The organism is Rhodococcus sp. Leaf233, from assembly GCF_001426165.1.
Lineage (GTDB): Bacteria > Actinomycetota > Actinomycetes > Mycobacteriales > Mycobacteriaceae > Rhodococcoides > Rhodococcoides fascians.
In genome coordinates, this window is sequence record NZ_LMRO01000008.1 from 255,097 (window position 1) to 273,433 (window position 18,337).

Sequence of the window (18,337 nt, forward strand, 5' to 3'; positions counted from 1 at the left end):
GAGGTGCTCGATGTCCGAGCAACACACCGAAGAGTTCCGATCCGGATTCGTCTGTTTCGTAGGCCGGCCCAACACCGGCAAGTCGACCCTGACCAACGCACTGGTGGGGTCGAAGATCGCCATCACGTCCTCGCGGCCCCAGACCACGCGCCACACGATCCGCGGCATCGTGCACCGCGACCACGCGCAACTGATCCTCGTCGACACCCCGGGGCTGCACCGACCGAGAACGCTTCTGGGCCAACGCCTCAACGACCTGGTGCAGGACACCTACTCCGAGGTCGACGTCATCGGACTGTGCATCCCCGCCGACGAGAAGATCGGACCGGGCGACCGGTGGATCCTCGAACAAGTGCGGCACATCGCGCCGAAGACCACCCTGATCGGCATCGTGACCAAGATCGACAAGGTCAAGAAGGAACGCGTCGTACAGCAGTTGATGTCGTTGTCGAAGTTGCTGGGCGAGAATTCGCACGTGATCCCGGTATCGGCCGAATCCGGTGAGCAGATCGAGAAGCTCGTCGACCTCCTGGCCTCCGAATTGCCGCCGGGTCCCGCCTTCTATCCCGACGGGGAACTGACGGACGAGCCGGAGGAAATCCTCATGGCCGAGCTGATCCGCGAGGCAGCACTCGAAGGTGTCCGCGACGAGCTCCCGCACTCGCTGGCAGTGGTCATCGAGGAGGTCGTGCCGCGCGAGGGCCACGACAACATGCTCGATGTGCACGCGATCCTGTACGTCGAACGGTCCAGCCAGAAGGCCATCATCATCGGCAAGGGCGGTTCGCGACTCAAAGAGGTCGGCACCGCGTCGCGACTGCAGATCGAGAAATTGCTCGGTACCCGCATCTACCTGGATCTGCACGTCAAGATCGCCAAGGACTGGCAGACCGACCCCAAGCAGATGGGCAAGCTCGGCTTCTGACGTGCCCTGACGAGCAGGCTACGAGGTGTCGCGCACCCGGTTCCACCACGGCTCGGGGCGTCGGCGATGCCACTGCAGTACGTTCTCGAGTTGAGCGGCCACCGAGACCAGCAGAGGCTCTGTGGATTCGTGGCCCATCAGCTGCAGACCGATCGGTAGACCGGCTTTCGTCAGTCCCGCGGGGACGTTGACGCTGGGCCAACCGAGGACGTTCCACGGCCACGTGTACGGGCAGTGTTCGGTGATCACACGGTCGGTGTCGGCGTTGGAGATGCCGTCGATGGCGTCGACCCGCGGAGGCGGCGTGGCCGTCGTCGGGGCGAGCACGATGTCGTAGTCGTCGAAGAACTGGCCGATGCGGCGGGCTATCCGTGGCTCCGCCGCGCGGGCTGCCCGCAGCGGTGCGCCGGCGAGGGCGCGTCCGCTCCGGGCGTTGGCTCGGGTGCGGGGGTCGGCCAGAGACGGGTCGGGCAGGCGGTCGAGCCAGGCCGCGACTCCGGCCAACGACCGCGGTAAGAAGTTGAGCCCCAACAACATTCCGTACGCAGGATCGTCGACGACCACGCGGTGACCGAGCAACCGCAGCACGGCAGCCATCTCGTACGCCGCAGCCGTGATCTCGGGATCCAGTGCCGCGGGTGTCGGAATGAACGGCTTGCGCAGACTCAACGCGATGCGCAGCGAACCGGGGTCGCGGCCGACGGCGTCAGAGACGGTCAGCGGAGTCGGCCGGTGCAGATCGCCGTCGTGCCCACCGGAGACCACGTCGAGAAGCAGGGCTGCGTCGGCCACCGTTCGGGCGAGCGGACCGATGACGGTGATGCCGTTGAACGCCTCGGCATCGGGCCAGGTGGAAATTCGGCCGCGCTGCGGCTTGATGCCGACGAGGTTGGTCCACGACGCCGGGATGCGCACCGAGCCGGCACCGTCGGAACCCAGAGCGGCGGAAACCAATTCGGCTGCGACCGCGGCAGAACTGCCACCGGAGGAACCGCCCGGAGTCCGGTCTCGGTGCCACGGATTCCTCGTGTGGCCGAACGATCCGCCCGTGAACGGCCATTGCCCGAGTTCGGGACTGTTGGTCTTTCCCACGATGATCGCCCCTGCAGCACGCAGTCGGCGGACCACCTCGGAGTCCTCGGTGGCCAGCGGAAACCGGCCTGCGCAGCCGAATGCGGTCGGTTCGCCGACGATGTCGACGTCGTCCTTGACTGCGATCGGAACGCCGAGCAGGGGAGCGGACGAGCCCGCAGCAATCAGCCGATCGGCCTCGGCGGCTTCGGTGAGGGCGGCATCGCGTCGCACGATCCGGAACGCGTTGAGGGTGGGTTGACTGCGTTCTATGCGATCCAGTGCAGCGGTGACCACCTCGACCGAGGTGACGCGTCTCGACGCGAGTTCGGCAGCCTGAGCAACGAGTGTCGACCGATGGAAATCCACGTGTGCACAGTATCGACTCACCGTCAGCGCGGGAACGATCTTCGTCGACGCCCACGTGGGACACTGGAGAGCGTGAGGCCATACCGTGACAACGCAGTCGTCCTGCGCCAGCACAAGCTGGGTGAGGCCGATCGCATCGTCACGTTGCTGACCAGGGAGAACGGCATCGTCCGTGCGGTGGCCAAGGGGGTGCGCCGCACCAAGTCCAAGTTCGGCGCACGGCTGGAGCCGTTTGCGCACATCGACGTCCTGCTCTATCCCGGACGCAACCTCGACATCGTCACTCAGGTGCACACGGTGGACGCGTTCGGCGGGGACATCGTTGCCGATTACGGCCGGTACACCACCGGCTGCGCAGTCCTCGAAACCGCCGAGCGTCTGGCCGGCGAAGAACACGCCCCCGCGCAGCGCCTGCATCAGCTGACCGTCGGCGCGCTGCGTGCCCTTGCGCAGCACGTGCGGCCGCCCGAGTTGGTACTCGACGCGTATCTGCTGCGTGCGATGGGTTTCGCCGGATGGGCTCCCGCACTGACGGACTGCGCTCGATGCGCTGCGGTGGGGCCGCATCGTGCGTTCCACGTCGCCGCGGGTGGCGCTGTGTGCGTGCATTGCCGACCGCCGGGATCTGCGACGCCATCGACCGGTGTTCTGGATTTGATGGTGGCCCTCGAACGAGGGGAGTGGGACTACACCGTCACCACCTCCGATGCGGTCCGAAAGCAGGCCAGTGGCCTGGTGGCGGCTCATCTGCAGTGGCACCTCGAACGCCAGCTCCGCACACTTCCGCTCATCGAGCGCTCGCATCCACACCAGGTGCCGCTGGCCCAACCTGACTCCGTGTTCGCCGACACCGTCGGGCAGGATGGGGACCGTGATTCGACGACGCGAGCCGCAACACCGGCCTGACGAACGGCCGGCGGTTCGCCCGCCGGACCCGCACCCCTCGGGTGCGCGGCCGCCGATCTTGCAGCCGGAGCTGATTCCTCGTCACGTCGCTCTGGTCATGGACGGTAACGGCCGGTGGGCTCAGGATCGTGGATTGCCGCGAACCGCAGGGCACGAGCAGGGCGAAGCAGTACTGATGGATGCCGTCTGTGGCTGCATCGAAATCGGTGTGCAGTGGTTGTCTGCGTACGCTTTCTCGACGGAGAACTGGAAGCGCAGTCCCGACGAGGTCAAGTTCTTGATGGGTTTCAATCGCGACGTGATCCGGCGTCGACGAGACGAGATGAACGAGATGGGTGTGCGGGTGCGCTGGGCAGGTCGGCGACCGCGACTGTGGGGCAGCGTCATCAAAGAACTCGAAGTGGCCGAGGAGCTGACGAAGCACAACACGGTGATGACGCTGACCATGTGTGTCAACTACGGCGGGCGAGCCGAAATTGCCGACGCCACAAGGGAAATCGCGCGTCAGGTTGCCGCCGGAAAGATCAACCCGGAAAAGATCACCGAGGCGACCGTCGCGAAGTACCTCGACGAGGCGGACATGCCCGACGTCGACCTGTTCCTGCGTCCCTCGGGGGAGCAGAGAACCTCGAACTTCCTGCTGTGGCAGTCGGCCTACGCGGAGTTCGTGTTCCAGAAGAAACTGTTCCCCGATTTCGATCGTCGAGATCTGTGGGAGGCCTGCATCGAATTCGCGTCGCGGGACCGACGATTCGGTGGAGTGAAATATGAGTGACGATGTATCTGGCCTGACCTTGCAGACGCGGGCTCAGTTGGCGCTGGCGCAGTTCGCCACTGTCACTGTGGGTGAGGAAGGGTCTCTGGGGTTCGACTATGCAGGTGCGCTGTGCTCGCTACGCGCGGTGCAGCTCTCGCCGGAGCTCGAGGTGCTTTCGCTCACCGCGGTGCTGGCCTGGGATCGACCGCTCAAGCCCGCACTACACAAGAAGGTAGCCGACCGCAACGCCGATTCGCAGTTCGGCGCGATTTCGGTCAACACCCACGACAAGCTCGCAGATGTGTTGTTGCGCTACACCTTTCCGGCCAACGGGTTGGACGACGAAGCGATGTTGACGATGTTGATTCTGGTGCTCGCCGGGGTCGAGAAGGCCCGCGAGGGTTTGCTGCCCTGAACGGTCGTCTAAGGTAAGCCTTTACTAACTCACGTGAAGGCGGTTGCAATGGCGGTTCGAGTGTCCAGAATGCTGACGGCAGTGGTGGCGGTGATGGCCATCGGCGCGTCCGCAACTGCCTGCTCCACAGCAGAACCCGACGACAGCGCGGCCCAGTCTGCGGACGGTGTTTTCCCGGTGGTCATCGACCACATCTACGGCAGCACGACCGTTCCGGAGAAGCCCACCCGCATAGTCACGCTCGGGGTGTCCGACGCCGATGCCGTCATCGCGCTCGGAACCGTCCCGGTCGGAAACACCGGATACACCTTCTACGAGACCGGACTCGGTCCGTGGACCGACGAGTTGGTGGGCGACGCACCACTGACGCTGCTGGGCTCGGAGTCCGAACCGAACTTCGAGCTGATCGCTTCTCTGCAACCGGATCTGATCACCGGGCTGAACGCCGGCTTCGACGAGGCCACCTACGCGCAACTCAGTGACATCGCCCCGACCGTCGCTCGACCGGCCGGATCGGCGGCTTACGCCGTCGATCGCGAGGTGGCAACCGACACAATTGCACGCGCGATGGGCGAATCCGAACGTGGGAAGGAGCTGAACGCCCAGACCACGGCTGCACTCGAACAGGTTCGAGCCGCACATCCGGAGTTCGCGGGTAAGACTGCCGCCGTGGTACTTCCGTACGACGGTCAGTTCGGCGCATATCTGCCCGGGGATGCGCGGGGGACGTTCGTCACGTCATTGGGCTTCGGAATTCCGGACCCGATCCTGGCCGAGGACAACGGCACCAACTTCTTCGTTCCGGTCTCGGCCGAGAACATCTCGAAGCTCGACGCCGATGTGGTGCTCTATCTCGGCACCGGCGAAAACATCGACGTCGTGGCGGAGAATCCGATCTTCGGAACATTGACAGCCGCCCGCAACGACGCCATCGTTCCGTTGTCCACCGATCAGCGTGGGGCGATCACGTACAACTCGGTTCTGTCCATTCCGTTCGCCATCGATTCGGTAGTGCCTCGCCTGGCGGGTGCGGTGGGGTGAGAGCTGTTCAGTGACCGGCTGTGCTGCACTGGCTGCAGGTGCCGAATATTTCGATCGTGTGGCTCACGTCGCTGAAGCCGTTGGACTCGGCGACACTCTGCGACCACTTCTCGACGGTGGGACCCTCGACCTCGACGGTGAATCCGCATGCTCGGCACACCAGGTGGTGATGATGGCCCGAGGAGCAACGCCGGTAGACCGACTCGCCGTTGTCGGTACGCAGGACGTCGACCGTTCCTGCGTCGGCAAGCGTCTGCAGTGTGCGGTACACGGTCGTCAGGCCGATCCCCTCACCGCGCTTGCGCAGCTCGTCGTGCAGATCCTGCGCGGACTTGAACTCCTCGATGGTGTCGAGCAGATCCGAGATTGCACTGCGTTGTTTGGTGGCGCGCACCCCGACCACGACGGGTCGTCTCGGAGTGGCGGTATCGGTCGTCTTCTCGGTCACAGGTTTCGGCCTTCCTCGGCGTGAGCCACGGCGTCGACGACGATGTGGGAGAGATGGTCGTCGACCAGTCGGTACAGGACCTCGCGGCCGTTACGTTCTCCGCGAACCACGCCGGCCGCCTTGAGAACCCGCAGATGCTGGCTGATCAACGGCTGTGTCACACCGAGGGCGACGACGAGTTCGTGAACGCAGCGCTCGGACTCTCGGAGCTGCAGGACGATCGCAATCCGAACCGGTGCGGCCAGTGCACGCAGGATGTCGCCGGCCGCGGCCAAAGTCTCCTTCGGCGGAAGCAACGCCGGGGGAGCGGCGGCGAACGGGTCGTCGTGCACCGGGCGTTCCGGATCCTGCAGATGCGCCGCCGTCTCCATGGACGAGTCGGTTCTGTGGGTGTGCACCGTGGACATGGCTGCGGCTCCTTCGGTCACCGGTCGGTTGTCGAATTCTCCCTGCACGGTCGACGTCATGAACTCAGGCTAGTGCAGTCATCGTTATTGCAAATCATATTCATTGTGATATGCACAGGTGCGCATGTCAATTTCGGTGCCCGACCGCTGTTCGGAATCGATGACCGAGCCAGATAGTCTGATCAGGGCGAAAACCGCCCACGTCACCTCTTACACGATGTAACCGAAGATGGAGAGCTCCGCCAGTGGCACCCAAGTCCAAGGTCGAAACCGTCGCCAACCTCGCCAAGCGCAGAGGTCTCGTCTACCCGTGCGGCGAAATCTACGGCGGTACGAAGTCGGCCTGGGACTACGGTCCGCTCGGCGTCGAGCTCAAGGAGAACATCAAGAAGCAGTGGTGGCGCAACATGGTCACCAGCCGCGACGACACCGTCGGGCTCGACTCGTCGGTGATTCTGCCGCGCCAGGTGTGGGAGGCCTCCGGCCACGTCGAGACATTCTCCGATCCGCTCGTCGAGTCGCTGCACACCCACAAGCGCTACCGTGCCGATCACCTCATCGAGGCCTACGAGGAGAAGCACGGCCACCCGCCCGAGAACGGACTCGCCGATATCCGCGACCCGGAGACCGGTGAGCCCGGTTCGTGGACCGAGCCGCGCGCATTCTCCGGCCTGCTCAAGACCTTCCTCGGCCCGGTCGACAACGAAGAGGGGCTGCATTACCTTCGCCCCGAGACCGCCCAGGGCATCTTCGTCAACTTCGCCAACGTGCTGACGACCTCACGCAAGAAGCCGCCGTTCGGCATCGGCCAGATCGGCAAGAGCTTCCGCAACGAGATCACGCCGGGAAACTTCATCTTCCGCACTCGCGAGTTCGAGCAGATGGAGATGGAGTTCTTCGTCAAGCCCGGCGAGGACGACGAGTGGCATCAGTACTGGATCGACTACCGCATGAAGTGGTACACCGATCTCGGCATCGATCCGGAGAACCTGCGGCTGTACGAGCACGCCAAGGAAAAGCTGTCGCACTACTCCAAGCGCACCGTCGACATCGAGTACCGCTTCGGCTTCCAGGGCAGCGCCTGGGGTGAGCTCGAGGGCGTCGCGAACCGCACCGATTACGACCTGACGGTGCATTCGAAGGCGTCGGGCCAGGACCTGAGCTACTACGAGCAGGCCACCGACACCCGATACACGCCGTATGTCATCGAACCGGCGGCAGGCCTGACGCGTTCGCTGATGGCGTTCCTGGTCGACGCGTATACCGAGGACGAGGCTCCCAACGCCAAGGGCGGCGTCGACAAGCGTGTCGTGCTCAAGCTCGATCGCCGTCTTGCCCCGGTGAAGGTTGCGGTGCTCCCGCTCTCGCGTAACGCCGACCTGACGCCGAAGGCGAAAGATCTTGCGCAGCAACTGCGTCAGTACTGGAACGTGGAATTCGACGATGCCGGAGCCATCGGCCGTCGCTACCGTCGCCAGGACGAGATCGGTACCCCGTTCTGCATCACCGTCGACTTCGACACCCTCGACGACCACGCCGTCACCATTCGTGAGCGCGACACGATGGCACAGGAGCGCGTGGCTCTCGATCAGGTCGAGGGCTACATCGCCGCCCGTCTGATCGGCGCGTAGGGCTGTAGGCAATACACAGGGCCCGATCTCTCGGTGAGAGATCGGGCCCTGTCGCATGTCTGGGTCGAATCAGAAGCGGCCGCCGCCGCCACCGAAGCCGCCGCCTCCGCCTCCACCGCCGCCGAAGCCCCCGCCGCCGAATCCACCACCGAATCCGCCTCCGCCTCCGCGCAGCACGCTGTTGATCAGGATTCCGCCGAGCACGGCGCCTGCTACGTTGCCGCCGCTACTGCCGCCGCGTGGGCCGTGCCGATTTTCCCAGTTCTGCACATCGGACTGGGCGATCTGCGATGCGCGCGAAGCCAATTGGCTGGCGGCATGCGCGTGCTTGAGAGCCTCGTCGGGATTGTCCGGCTCGAGCTGACGAGCTGCACCGAGATGCCGTTCGGCTTCGGACAAACGCGTTCGAGCATCGGCACCCACGCCGCCGCGGCGCGTCGAGATGTAGTCCGCAGCAGCAGTGATCTGCGCCTGAGCAGCCGCGATATCGCGTTCCAGACGCGCACGCAGCTGATCCTCGGCGGCCTTCTCGGCCGATGCTTCGTCGACGATCTTCTCGAGTTCGGAATCTGCTGCGGCAAGGGCGGTGTAACTACCGAGCGGATCGCTCGACTGTGCCGTCTCGGCGTTCTTCAATGCCGTCTGTGCCGCAGTCATCGCCGCCTGCAGTTCGGTGCCGCCGTGTTCGGCCAGTCCGCGAGCCTGCTCGATGTCCCGGCGGACGTCCGCGATGGCGTCGGGCAGGGTGGCTATTGCGTGCCGTATGTCGTCGCGGGCGTGGTCGACTCCGTCGAGCAGTGACTTCGCCTGATCGACGGCTCGTTCCGCGGTCCGAATCGCTGTGACGGCCGGGCCCTGCTTACCGGGCGGCAGTGCTGCGGCCTTGCGGCCGGCTTCGATGTTCTCCTCGGCCAGCGCAACTCGATCCTTGGCCATCGTGACGTTGTCGGCAATCGATTTCAATGCGGTCTCGGAGAATTCCGAATGCAGTTGAGCGAGTACGGCTTCGGACTGCGGAATGCGCACCGTCAAGCCGATGATGGCTTGGGTGAGCTCGTCGAGATGCGAACCGGCGTTCATGACGAGGTCGCGGAATCCGTCGAATTCCTCGACCCGAGAGTCGAGTTCGCGATCTGCCTGGCCGCACGAGGAGATGATTTCGACGAGCATCGCCCGTCGCTGATCGGGGGTTTCGGGAATGGCGTCGTCGAGCCGCTGACGGATCTCGAAGGCAGAGGCCAGAGCTTTCTTTGCGTTGTCGTACGCCGTGATGAAGGGAGCGGCTGCCGAATCGCCGAATTCGCCTCGGGCGAGGGTCAATTCCTCCTCGCTGGCTCGCACGGCGTTGTCGGTCTCGATCAGAATTTCCTTGGCGCGGGTGTCGAGAACGTCGATCGGGAATTGGGCCAATGCTGCCGGGTCGCTCGGGTCGATCTTCGCCACCGCTTCCACCTCGGCGGCCACTCGAGCCTTCTTGCGCCGTGAGGAGTAGACAACAGCTCCGCCGCCTGCGACGGCCAACACCCCGACACCGATCAGCAGCGGTGCCGACGACCCACCTCCGCCGCTCGACGCATAGGCCTCGCCGAGAGCGCCGGCCGCAGCTATGGCCGCTCCCGACCAATCCTCTTCGCCCAGCGCAGGTTCGACGTCGTTGACACGAATGTCGTCCTGCTCCGCCGTGGTGATCTGTGAGAGCCCGGTGTTGACGCCGAGGTAGTACGACCGATCGACGGTCGCCACTGCGAGCAGGACGTCTCGCTGACCGAGATCGCTCCGTTCGTACGTCTGCCGTGCCCAGTCGGCCGCCGACATGTTGTCGAAATCCGCAACGTAGGTGACCCACAGCCTGAGCTGGCTGCCGCCGTACAGGTCGTCGATGGACGTCTGCACCTCGGCCAGCGAGTCCGGATCGAGTGCCTGCACGTTGTCGGTGATCTGGGTGGCGAGGCGCGACGGTGCCTCGGCGGAGGCGACGCCGGGGGCGAGGAGAACCGCAGCGAACAAGGTCAGAGCACCTGTTGCGGTGAGGCGACGGAATCGATGGACCGACCTACGGACTGTGGCGCTGGAGTGCCGCCGGTGCTGGACTGCCATGCGCTGAAATCTACCGGCTGGGTCGTGTCCGAATCGAGCAGGTCGATCCATGACAGTTGTCATCGTGCAATCGTGACGCTCGGTCGAGGTGGTCGGGCTCGGATCGCAGCAGAGTAGCTGTCATGACCACAACGAAGGCAGTCGAACTGCGAGGCGTCACGAAGACATACGGATCGGTCCGTGCGGTGGACGGAATCGACCTGTCCATCGAGCCGGGCGAGGTAGTCGCTTTTCTCGGACCGAACGGTGCCGGCAAGACCACGACCATCGACATGATGCTCGGCCTGGCCACACCCACCACCGGGACGGTCTCGGTGTTCGGAGGAACGCCCGCCGACGCCATCGCTCAGGGGCGCATCTCGGCGGTGATGCAGACCGGCGGACTTCTTCGCGACCTGACCGTCCGCGAAACCGTCGAACTGACCGCGGCCCTGTTCGCCCGAACTCGGTCGGTGAAGGAAGTGCTGACTCGGGCCGGCATCGCCGACATCGGCGACAGGCGAGTGGCCAAGTGCTCCGGCGGCCAGCAACAGCGACTGCGATTCGCACTTGCACTGTTGCCCGACCCGGATCTGCTGGTGTTGGACGAGCCGACCACCGGCATGGACGTCGAGGGTCGTCGTGACTTCTGGAACGCCATTCGCCAGGACGCGAGCACCGGCAGAACGGTGCTGTTCGCAACGCACTACCTCGACGAGGCCGATGCCTACGCCGACCGGATCGTCCTGGTGCGGCACGGCAAGATCGTTGCCGACGGCAGCGCCGCCGAGGTCAAGAATCTCGCGGCGGGACGCACGGTCACCGCCACTCTGCCCGGTGTCGACCGGTCCACGTTGCTCGCTCTTCCCGGAGTCGACCGGGTCGAGACGCGCGGCGACCGGGTGATCGTGCACGGACGCGACTCCGACTGCGTTGCCCGCTACCTGCTCAACGACGCGCATGCGACCGATCTCGAAATCGTCTCGCGCAACCTCGAGGACGCCTTCCTCGCCCTGACCACCGATGCCGACACCGAACTCGCCGGGAGTATCCGATGACCACGACCTCGCCCCGCCCCACCGCTGCCAGAGCCGTTGCGTACGGCGGATTTTCGCCCACGTTCCTCGGACTCGAAATCCGTCGCCTGTTCCGGAACAAGCGCACGTTGGTCTTCACGTTGGTCATGCCCCCGGTGTTCTTCGTCATTTTCGGGACGCAGTCGGACTACCGGACCAACTACCCTTTCGCGCACGGCAACGTCACGGGCTACATCGCCATCAGCATGGCCGTCTACGGAGCGATGCTGGCCACCACGAGTGGGGGAGCGATGGTCTCCGTCGAACGCGCTCAGGGCTGGAGCAGGCAGCTGCGACTGACTCCGCTCAAACCTGTCGCTTACATCGTCACCAAGATGCTCGTCGCCATGACGATGGGTGCTGCAGCGATCGTCGTGGTGTTCGTCGTCGCGGCATTCTTCGGAGCCGACATGCCGATCTGGGTGTGGCTCGCGTGCGGAGTGATCGCGTGGCTCGGATCTGCGGTGTTCGCCGCATTCGGGTTGTTCATGGGGTACCTGCTGCCCTCGGAGAACGTCATGCAGATCCTCGGACCGGTACTGGCCTTCCTCGCTCTGGCCGGCGGATTGTTCGTCCCGCTCGGTGACAGCGGCTGGTTCCCGATGCTGGCGAAGTTCACCCCGCTGTACGGTCTGGCGACTGTGGCCCGGGCTCCGTTCACCTCGGCCGACGCAGGCATCCTCGCCGTCGCAGTGGTCAACCTGGCGGTGTGGGCGGTGGTGTTCATCGCAGGAGCGGCGCTGCTGTTCCGGAAAGACACCAAGCGTGCCTGACGCGGAAACCACCGATCGTGTCGCCCACGGAGATACCGTGGGCGACATGACCACGTTCACCGCCGACCTCCCCGAGGGCAGGGTTTGGCGGTACGGCTGGATGTTCGGAGCCATCTGGCTGATATACCTGATCTATCCGTTGAACGAGATTCTGTCGTTGGAATTTGTGGCGGCACGGGTCCTCGGTATTGCCGCGATCGTCGGGTTCGGAGTCGTGTTCACGGCCACCTTCTGGCGCTTTCGCAACGGTCACCGCCGCGGACACCCGCTGCCGGTACGGCAGGCCTGGATTGCGCTCGCGGCAATGCTGGCCCTGACCGCGGCGATGAGCGCGCTGATCGGAACCACCGGATTCGGTGCAACGATCTACATCGCGGTGCTGGCGATGATGACGCTGCCGGTTCGGCAGGCATGGACTTTGGTCGCGGTGATGGTGGTGGCCATCGAAGTGGCACCGCGGGTCATCCCGTCCTGGGAGCCCGACAACTTTTTCGCGTTTCAGTTGCTGATCAGCTCGGCCGCCGCGTGGGGTATCACCCAGGTCTTCCAGCGCAACCACGAATTGGCCGTGGCGCGGCAGCAATTGGCGGATCTGGCCATCGTCGCCGAACGTGAGCGGATGAGCCGAGACGTGCACGACATTCTCGGGCATTCCCTGACCGTCATCACTGTCAAGAGTGAACTGGCCGGCAGATTGCTCGAGATCGATGCTGCCCGAGCAGCTGTCGAGATCGCCGAGGTGGAAACCCTTGCAAGGCAAGCACTGGCCGACGTTCGCAGCACCGTCGGCGGCATGCGGCAAATCGACATCGGCACCGAACTGGCAAGCGCACGAACAGCTCTGCTGGCTGCAGCCATCGACGTCGAGCTGCCCGCGGATGCCGACGTCGTTCCACTGCGACACCGCGAACTGTTCGGCTGGGTCCTGCGCGAAGCGGTGACCAACGTGGTGCGACACTCCCACGCACGCCACTGCCGAGTGATGCTGACGCCGTCGAGCATTTCCATCGTCGACGACGGATGCGGGCCGGCCGAGGAAAACTGTGGAGGAAACGGGCTCCGCGGGTTGGGTGAACGCGTGAGCGCTGCCGGTGGTTCACTGACGGTCGCCCGGGTTCCGACCGGCGGATTCAAGGTGGAGGTCTCGGCACCATGAGTATCAGACTGTTGCTGGCCGACGACCAGGCGCTGGTGCGTGGTGCTCTCGCGGCATTGTTGGGGCTCGAACACGACCTCGACATCGTCGCCGAGGTGGGACGAGGCGACGAAGTGGTGGCGGCGGTTTTCGAACATCGACCCGACGTCGTGCTGCTCGACGTGGAAATGCCGGGCAAGAACGGCATCGACGTCACCGCCGAGCTGGCTCAGGCGGTACCGGAGTCGAAAGTGCTGATCGTCACGACGTTCGGCCGGCCCGGATATCTGCGCCGTGCGATCGATGCCGGAGCCTCCGGATTCGTCGTCAAGGACACTCCAGCCAAACAGTTGGCCGATGCCGTGCGACGGGTCCACATGGGTCTGCGCGTCGTCGATCCCGCGCTCGCCACCGAGACGCTCACCGAGGGCGTCTCGCCGCTGACCGCCCGTGAGCAGGAAGTTCTTCGCGCAGCGTCGAAGGGTGGAACGGCCGGTGCCATCGCGGCGCAGGTGCACCTGTCGGAAGGGACAGTGCGCAACCATCTCTCTTCGGCGATCGGAAAAACCGGCACCAGCACCCGGGCCGAAGCGGTCCGAGTCGCCGAGGACCGCGGGTGGCTCTGACCTTCCGAGGCGCGCCGTGACCGCCGAAGATGCGCGGGCCTGGCAAACTCGAGGGGTGAATCCAACTCTCGACCGAGATTCGTACGGCGACCCGTACGACGACCGGTATGCCCCGGACCCCGGTCCCGAGCGGCTGGGCTTCTTCGGAACGCTCGGACGCTGGACGGGTCGGTTGGTCGCGGGAGTGATACTGATGGCCCTCGTTCTGGTGGCAGGCACCGCGGTGCGCGTGTGGCAGGTGGCTCGAATCGACGACCATACTGCGGCGGACGCCATCGTCGTACTCGGTGCTGCGCAGTACAGCGGTACGCCCTCGACGGTGTTCGAGGCACGCTTGGCGCAGGCCGCGTCGTTGTACGAGCAGGGCATCGCTCCCGAGATCGTCACCGTCGGCGGCAAACAAGAAGGTGACCTGTTCACCGAGGCGGCGTCGGGTCGCAATTACCTGATAGATCAGGGCGTGCCTGCCGACGCGATCGTGGCCGTCGAAACCGGATCGGACACCCTCGAAAGCATCGAAGCCGTCAGTGCCACGCTACGAGATCAGGGCAAGACATCGGTGGTGCTGGTCAGCGATCCGTGGCACTCGCTGCGCACCCGAACCATGGCGCGCGACGCCGATCTCGATGCGTGGACGTCGCCCACCCGCACCGGGCCTGCCGTCTACACCCGCGAGTCGCAGGCGCACGGAATAGCCAGGGAGACAGGCGCGCTGCTGTGGTACCAGTTGACGCACTTCACCGCTGATTTCTCCTACACGGCAGGCCAGTAGATGACCGGCACATACTCCGAGCACGACGTCGAACGATTCGTTCCCGAACCGCCCAAGACCGCTGGGCTTCGATCCGGGGCGGACAACGCCTCGCATCGGAGTGCGTTCGCGCGAGATCGAGCGCGGGTCTTGCACTGTGCTGCCCTGCGTCGTCTGGCGGACAAGACCCAGGTGACCGGGCCCCGCGACGGTGACACCCCGCGCACCCGGTTGACGCATTCGCTCGAGGTCGCGCAGATCGGGCGCAGCATCGCGGAGGGGCTCGGCAGCGACCCCGATCTGGTCGATTTGGCGGGCTTGGCACACGACATCGGTCATCCTCCCTACGGACACAACGGCGAGCGAGCCCTCGACGAGGTGGCCCAGGACTGCGGCGGATTCGAGGGCAACGCGCAGAACCTGCGCATCCTGACCGGCCTCGAGCCCAAGATCCTCGACTCCGACGGCAACAGCGCGGGGCTCAACCTCACCCGCGCCGCCCTCGACGCCGCGATGAAGTATCCGTGGACCAGGCCCGCGCCGGGCGCGAAATTCGGTGCCTACGACGACGACTCGGCCATTCTCGGCTGGGTACGCGACGGTGCACCGGACAAGCACAAGTGCCTCGAAGCGCAGACCATGGATTGGTCCGACGACGTCGCCTACTCGGTGCACGACGTCGAGGACGGCGTCATCGACGCCAGAATCGACCTGCGTGCACTATCCGATCCGATCGAGCAGCGGGCACTGGCCGAACTCGGTGTCTCGGAGTTCCGCGGACTCGACGTCGACGAGTTGATCGAGGCGGCGAGCCGGCTGTCCAAGATGGACGTCGTCGTCGCGGTCGGCAGATACGACGGCACCCTCACCGCATCCGTGGCGCTCAAGCACATGACGAGCGAGCTGGTCGGGCGATTCGCCACGGCTGCCATCGACGGAACCCGCCAGAAGTACGGCACGGCAGCGTTGACGCGATACGACGCCGACCTCGTGGTGCCGTCGATCGTCGCGTCCGAAGTGGCTCTGCTCAAGACGATGGCACTGCGGTACGTCATGTCCGACGCCGGGCACAAGATTCGGCAGGAACGTCAACGTGACCGGATCCATCGCGTCGCCGAGTGGTTGATGCGCTCGGCGCCGGGCGAACTCGATCCCATCCTGGTGCCCGCGTGGCAACGCGCGAACAGCGACGCCGAACGGACTCGCGTCGTCGTGGATCAGATCGCGTCGTACACCGAGAGTCGACTCGAACTGGTGGACAAGCGGTCGCTCGGGGCTCAGGCCAGCTGGGGTTGATCGACGGGTGTCGGGCGTCTTGTTCGACGCTAGACTCCAGTCGTGGCCGGCCGAATTCCTGAACGTGACATTGCCGCCATTCGCGAACGCACACGGATCGAAGACATAGTCGGCGACTACGTCTCGCTCAAGCGCGCGGGCGGCGACTCCATGAAGGGGTTGTGCCCCTTCCACGACGAGAAGTCCCCGTCGTTCCATGTTCGGCCCAATCACGGCCACTATCACTGCTTCGGCTGCGGCGAAGGTGGTGATGCCTACTCCTTCCTCCAGAAGATCGAGCACATCTCGTTCGTCGAGGCCGTCGAGCAACTCGCCGATCGGCTGAACTACTCGATCTCCTACGAGGGCGGAGGGCCATCGGTCCAACGTGACCGCGGGACCCGAGCGCGCTTGATCGCCGCGAACGCGGCGGCTCAGGAGTTCTACGCCGGTCGGCTCAGCGGGCCCGATGCCCAGGCCGCCCGGGACTACCTGACCGAACGCAACTTCGACGGCCACGCCGCGCTGGCCTACGGCTGTGGATACGCACCCGACGGCTGGGACACCCTCACCAAACATCTGCTGGGCAAGGGCTTCGAAGCCAAGGAGATAGTCGACGCCGGCCTGGCAACCCCGGGCAAGCGCGGCACACCCATCGACCGATTCCGGCGCCGATTGGTGTGGCCCATTCGCAGTCAGAGCGGCGACGTTATCGGATTCGGCGCACGCAAACTGTTCGACGACGACACGATGCCCGGAAAGTACATCAACACTCCGGAAACGATGCTGTACAAGAAGTCTCAGGTGTTGTTCGGGCTGGATCTCGCGCGCAAGGAGATCGCGAAGTCGCATCAGGCCGTCATCGTCGAGGGCTACACCGACGTCATGGCGATGCACCTCGCCGGCGTCAAGACCGCGGTGGCGTCCTGTGGCACCGCGTTCGGCGAAGACCACCTCGCGATGCTGCGCCGACTGATGATGGACGACAGCTACTTTCGCGGTGAGGTGATCTACACCTTCGACGGTGACGACGCCGGCCAGGCCGCGGCCATGAAGGCGTTCGAGGGGGATCAGAAGATCGCCGGGCAGACCTTCGTCGCCGTCGCACCCGACGGAATGGACCCGTGCGACCTGCGCCTGAAATCCGGTGACAACGCTGTTCGCGATCTCGTGGCCCGGCGGACCCCGATGTTTGCCTTCGTCGTCAAATCGCTGCTCCGAGAGCATGATCTGGACACGCCCGAGGGGCGCGTCGAAGCGCTCAAGCGCACTGTTCCGGTGGTCGCGCGAATCAAGGACGCCTCACTGCGGGACGAGTACGCCAGGCAGCTCGCCGGGTGGACCGGCTGGGACGACACTGCGATGGTGCTCGCCCGCGTGCGCGACGAGGCGAAGAAGGGTGCCCGAGGCGACACGAGCGGTAAACGCGTGCCCTTCGAGAAGCGTCAGGCAGCGCCGACGGAAGCCCCCACCGGGCCGCCGCGTCCGAACCCCACCGATCCGACGCTGTGGCCGCAACGAGAGGCCCTTAAAGCGGTGCTGCAGATGCCCGCGGTCGCCGGCACCGTCTTCGATTCGCTGCCACCCGAAAGCTTTCATCATCCGGCGTACGCCGCGGTGCGTGATGCCGTGGCCGCGGCCGGCGGCACTGCCGCGGGCCTGGGCGGTGGGGAGTGGGTCGACGCAGTGGCCAAGCAGGCCAAGGACGCCGTGGTGGTGTCGTTGGTGACGGAGTTGGCCGTCGATCCGATGCGCGTGGCCGACGACGCTCTCACGCGCTACATCTCCGGTGTGCTCGCCCGGCTTCAAGAGGTGTGGGTGGGCCAACAGGTCGCCGAACTGAAGTCCAAGCTGCAGCGCATGTCGCCTGCGGAGAAGCCGGACGACTACAACGCCCTGTTCGGTGATCTCATCGCCCTCGAGCAGTACCGCCGCAGCCTGCTCGAACTCGCCGTGGGAAGCGTCGCCGAGGTCGGTTAGCGCCGCAGCTGATCGCGCGGGACGAAAACCTGGTCTTCGTCGTCGACCGGCTTCATCGGCTCGAGTCTCGGCTGCGTGTTCAGAGAGTCGGACAACTTCTGACGGCCGACCTCGATGGCCTTCTTGGTGGCCGGGCTCGACGCGACGGCGCTGGCCGTCTTGCGAATCTGCTCGTAGCGGCCCCGTCCGGCCTTGGCTCCCAGTACATATGCAGCTCCAGCCGCCAGTACCAAACGAATCATCAGTGGGTCCTTCCGTAGAGCGTGCGGCCGTTCTTCCATCTTGCCCGACGAACCTCGAGCAGGGCGATTCGGTACACAGCGGAAGCTGTTCCGGCGCTCTCGTGGGCCCGATTTGGTACTCACAAGGGGGTGTGCGCTATTGTTTCCAACGGCTCGCACGAGAGTGTGACGCCGCAAGGTAATCCCCCATAGCTCAATTGGCAGAGCATTCGACTGTTAATCGAAGGGTTCCTGGTTCGAGTCCAGGTGGGGGAGCGCAGTCCCCGTCCGGCTTGTCCGGGCGGGGATTTTTGCTGTCCGGGGTCGCTCGCCCGTGACCGGGTCGGTCGGCGAGAACGTACCGCACACGTGGTACCGAGAGTCCCGGACAGCTATCAGATCGTGACCGAATCTTCTGTATATCGATCGAATGAATCAGGTCGACGGATGCCAG

The 18,337-nt window shown here is 65.0% G+C and carries 18 protein-coding genes and 1 tRNA gene; 14 read left to right on the top strand and 5 right to left on the bottom strand.

Translation table 11 applies throughout. The features are described 5' to 3' along the window. Nucleotides 1-10 precede the first annotated feature (10 nt). Entirely contained in the window at nucleotides 11-925 is a 915-nt protein-coding gene (era, locus tag ASH04_RS08970) for a GTPase Era (RefSeq protein ID WP_027497495.1), read from the top strand. Nucleotides 926-943: 18 nt separating this feature from the next. Here the strand turns inward: era and ASH04_RS08975 are convergent, their stop codons facing one another. Beyond that, a complete protein-coding gene (locus ASH04_RS08975; RefSeq protein ID WP_057473305.1) occupies nucleotides 944-2,365 on the bottom strand; it encodes an amidase in 1,422 nt (473 codons plus the stop codon). 72 nt (nucleotides 2,366-2,437) lie between these two features. On the opposite strand from ASH04_RS08975, the gene recO reads away from it, so the two are divergent. The 4 genes from recO to ASH04_RS08995 are packed head-to-tail and all read left to right on the top strand — an operon-like array spanning nucleotide 2,438 to nucleotide 5,484. Further along, entirely contained in the window at nucleotides 2,438-3,271 is an 834-nt protein-coding gene (recO, locus tag ASH04_RS08980) for a DNA repair protein RecO (protein WP_008715506.1), read from the top strand. Further along, a complete protein-coding gene (locus ASH04_RS08985) occupies nucleotides 3,228-4,046 on the top strand; it encodes an isoprenyl transferase (protein WP_045841262.1) in 819 nt (272 codons plus the stop codon). The genes recO and ASH04_RS08985 overlap by 44 nt, the downstream gene beginning before the upstream one ends. Next, nucleotides 4,039-4,443 carry a hypothetical protein gene (locus ASH04_RS08990; protein WP_027497492.1) on the top strand — a complete coding sequence of 135 codons (405 nt, stop codon included), beginning with the start codon at nucleotides 4,039-4,041 and terminating at the stop codon, nucleotides 4,441-4,443. The genes ASH04_RS08985 and ASH04_RS08990 overlap by 8 nt, the downstream gene beginning before the upstream one ends. 33 nt (nucleotides 4,444-4,476) lie before the next feature. Continuing rightward, a complete protein-coding gene (locus ASH04_RS08995) occupies nucleotides 4,477-5,484 on the top strand; it encodes an iron-siderophore ABC transporter substrate-binding protein (RefSeq protein ID WP_235579971.1) in 1,008 nt (335 codons plus the stop codon). A 7-nt stretch (nucleotides 5,485-5,491) separates the two neighbouring features. Here ASH04_RS08995 and ASH04_RS09000 read toward each other — a convergent pair whose 3' ends face one another. After that, nucleotides 5,492-5,932, bottom strand: coding sequence for a Fur family transcriptional regulator (locus ASH04_RS09000; RefSeq protein ID WP_027497490.1), 441 nt, complete (start codon nucleotides 5,930-5,932; stop codon nucleotides 5,492-5,494). Then, nucleotides 5,929-6,339: an ArsR/SmtB family transcription factor gene (locus tag ASH04_RS09005; RefSeq protein ID WP_032368439.1), complete on the bottom strand. Its 411-nt coding sequence runs from the start codon at nucleotides 6,337-6,339 to the stop codon at nucleotides 5,929-5,931. The genes ASH04_RS09000 and ASH04_RS09005 overlap by 4 nt, the downstream gene beginning before the upstream one ends. Nucleotides 6,340-6,584: 245 nt before the next feature. Between ASH04_RS09005 and ASH04_RS09010 the strand changes: the two genes are divergently transcribed. After that, complete coding sequence (locus ASH04_RS09010; protein WP_032368169.1) at nucleotides 6,585-7,970, top strand: glycine--tRNA ligase; 1,386 nt, start codon at nucleotides 6,585-6,587, stop codon at nucleotides 7,968-7,970. Nucleotides 7,971-8,039: 69 nt separating this feature from the next. On the opposite strand, the gene ASH04_RS09015 is transcribed toward ASH04_RS09010, so the two are convergent. After that, complete coding sequence (locus ASH04_RS09015) at nucleotides 8,040-10,067, bottom strand: TPM domain-containing protein (RefSeq protein ID WP_057473467.1); 2,028 nt, start codon at nucleotides 10,065-10,067, stop codon at nucleotides 8,040-8,042. A 122-nt stretch (nucleotides 10,068-10,189) separates the two neighbouring features. Here ASH04_RS09015 and ASH04_RS09020 point away from each other — a divergent pair, with 122 nt between their 5' ends. Genes ASH04_RS09020 through dnaG form a run of 7 tightly spaced genes read left to right on the top strand, consistent with a single transcriptional unit; the run spans nucleotide 10,190 to nucleotide 17,662 of the window. After that, the gene (locus tag ASH04_RS09020; RefSeq protein WP_027497486.1) at nucleotides 10,190-11,104 is read left to right on the top strand and encodes an ABC transporter ATP-binding protein; all 915 of its coding nucleotides are present in this window, start codon (nucleotides 10,190-10,192) and stop codon (nucleotides 11,102-11,104) included. Beyond that, nucleotides 11,101-11,895: an ABC transporter permease gene (locus ASH04_RS09025; RefSeq protein ID WP_057473306.1), complete on the top strand. Its 795-nt coding sequence runs from the start codon at nucleotides 11,101-11,103 to the stop codon at nucleotides 11,893-11,895. The genes ASH04_RS09020 and ASH04_RS09025 overlap by 4 nt, the downstream gene beginning before the upstream one ends. A gap of 46 nt (nucleotides 11,896-11,941) precedes the next feature. Beyond that, complete coding sequence (locus ASH04_RS09030; RefSeq protein WP_057473468.1) at nucleotides 11,942-13,051, top strand: sensor histidine kinase; 1,110 nt, start codon at nucleotides 11,942-11,944, stop codon at nucleotides 13,049-13,051. Then, nucleotides 13,048-13,656 (top strand): response regulator transcription factor, encoded by a 609-nt coding sequence (locus tag ASH04_RS09035; protein WP_032368166.1) that lies wholly within the window; start codon nucleotides 13,048-13,050, stop codon nucleotides 13,654-13,656. Before ASH04_RS09030 ends, ASH04_RS09035 begins: the two co-directional genes overlap by 4 nt. A 55-nt stretch (nucleotides 13,657-13,711) precedes the next feature. After that, entirely contained in the window at nucleotides 13,712-14,428 is a 717-nt protein-coding gene (locus ASH04_RS09040) for a YdcF family protein (RefSeq protein ID WP_027497482.1), read from the top strand. Continuing rightward, the gene (locus ASH04_RS09045) at nucleotides 14,429-15,703 is read left to right on the top strand and encodes a deoxyguanosinetriphosphate triphosphohydrolase (RefSeq protein ID WP_027497481.1); all 1,275 of its coding nucleotides are present in this window, start codon (nucleotides 14,429-14,431) and stop codon (nucleotides 15,701-15,703) included. It begins immediately after the preceding gene. A 42-nt stretch (nucleotides 15,704-15,745) separates the two neighbouring features. Then, nucleotides 15,746-17,662, top strand: coding sequence for a DNA primase (dnaG, locus tag ASH04_RS09050; RefSeq protein WP_032384555.1), 1,917 nt, complete (start codon nucleotides 15,746-15,748; stop codon nucleotides 17,660-17,662). On the opposite strand, the gene ASH04_RS09055 is transcribed toward dnaG, so the two are convergent. Next, the gene (locus tag ASH04_RS09055) at nucleotides 17,659-17,904 is read right to left on the bottom strand and encodes a hypothetical protein (RefSeq protein WP_027497479.1); all 246 of its coding nucleotides are present in this window, start codon (nucleotides 17,902-17,904) and stop codon (nucleotides 17,659-17,661) included. The genes dnaG and ASH04_RS09055 overlap by 4 nt on opposite strands. Nucleotides 17,905-18,086: 182 nt before the next feature. Here ASH04_RS09055 and ASH04_RS09060 point away from each other — a divergent pair. Continuing rightward, nucleotides 18,087-18,159: transfer RNA gene (locus tag ASH04_RS09060), tRNA-Asn, on the top strand. Nucleotides 18,160-18,337 lie beyond the last annotated feature (178 nt).

Excerpts from the sequence above, each read along its gene's own strand:
- ASH04_RS09045 (WP_027497481.1), top strand. The coding sequence starts at position 14,429 with ATGACCGGCACATACTCCGAGCACGACGTCGAACGATTCGTTCCCGAA.
- ASH04_RS09025 (WP_057473306.1), top strand. The coding sequence starts at position 11,101 with ATGACCACGACCTCGCCCCGCCCCACCGCTGCCAGAGCCGTTGCGTAC.
- ASH04_RS09015 (WP_057473467.1), bottom strand. The coding sequence starts at position 10,067 with ATGGCAGTCCAGCACCGGCGGCACTCCAGCGCCACAGTCCGTAGGTCG.
- ASH04_RS09005 (WP_032368439.1), bottom strand. The coding sequence starts at position 6,339 with ATGTCCACGGTGCACACCCACAGAACCGACTCGTCCATGGAGACGGCG.
- era (WP_027497495.1), top strand. The coding sequence starts at position 11 with ATGTCCGAGCAACACACCGAAGAGTTCCGATCCGGATTCGTCTGTTTC.
- ASH04_RS09030 (WP_057473468.1), top strand. The coding sequence starts at position 11,942 with ATGACCACGTTCACCGCCGACCTCCCCGAGGGCAGGGTTTGGCGGTAC.
- ASH04_RS08990 (WP_027497492.1), top strand. The coding sequence starts at position 4,039 with ATGAGTGACGATGTATCTGGCCTGACCTTGCAGACGCGGGCTCAGTTG.
- ASH04_RS08985 (WP_045841262.1), top strand. The coding sequence starts at position 3,228 with ATGGGGACCGTGATTCGACGACGCGAGCCGCAACACCGGCCTGACGAA.
- ASH04_RS09035 (WP_032368166.1), top strand. The coding sequence starts at position 13,048 with ATGAGTATCAGACTGTTGCTGGCCGACGACCAGGCGCTGGTGCGTGGT.
- ASH04_RS09020 (WP_027497486.1), top strand. The coding sequence starts at position 10,190 with ATGACCACAACGAAGGCAGTCGAACTGCGAGGCGTCACGAAGACATAC.
- ASH04_RS09055 (WP_027497479.1), bottom strand. The coding sequence starts at position 17,904 with ATGATTCGTTTGGTACTGGCGGCTGGAGCTGCATATGTACTGGGAGCC.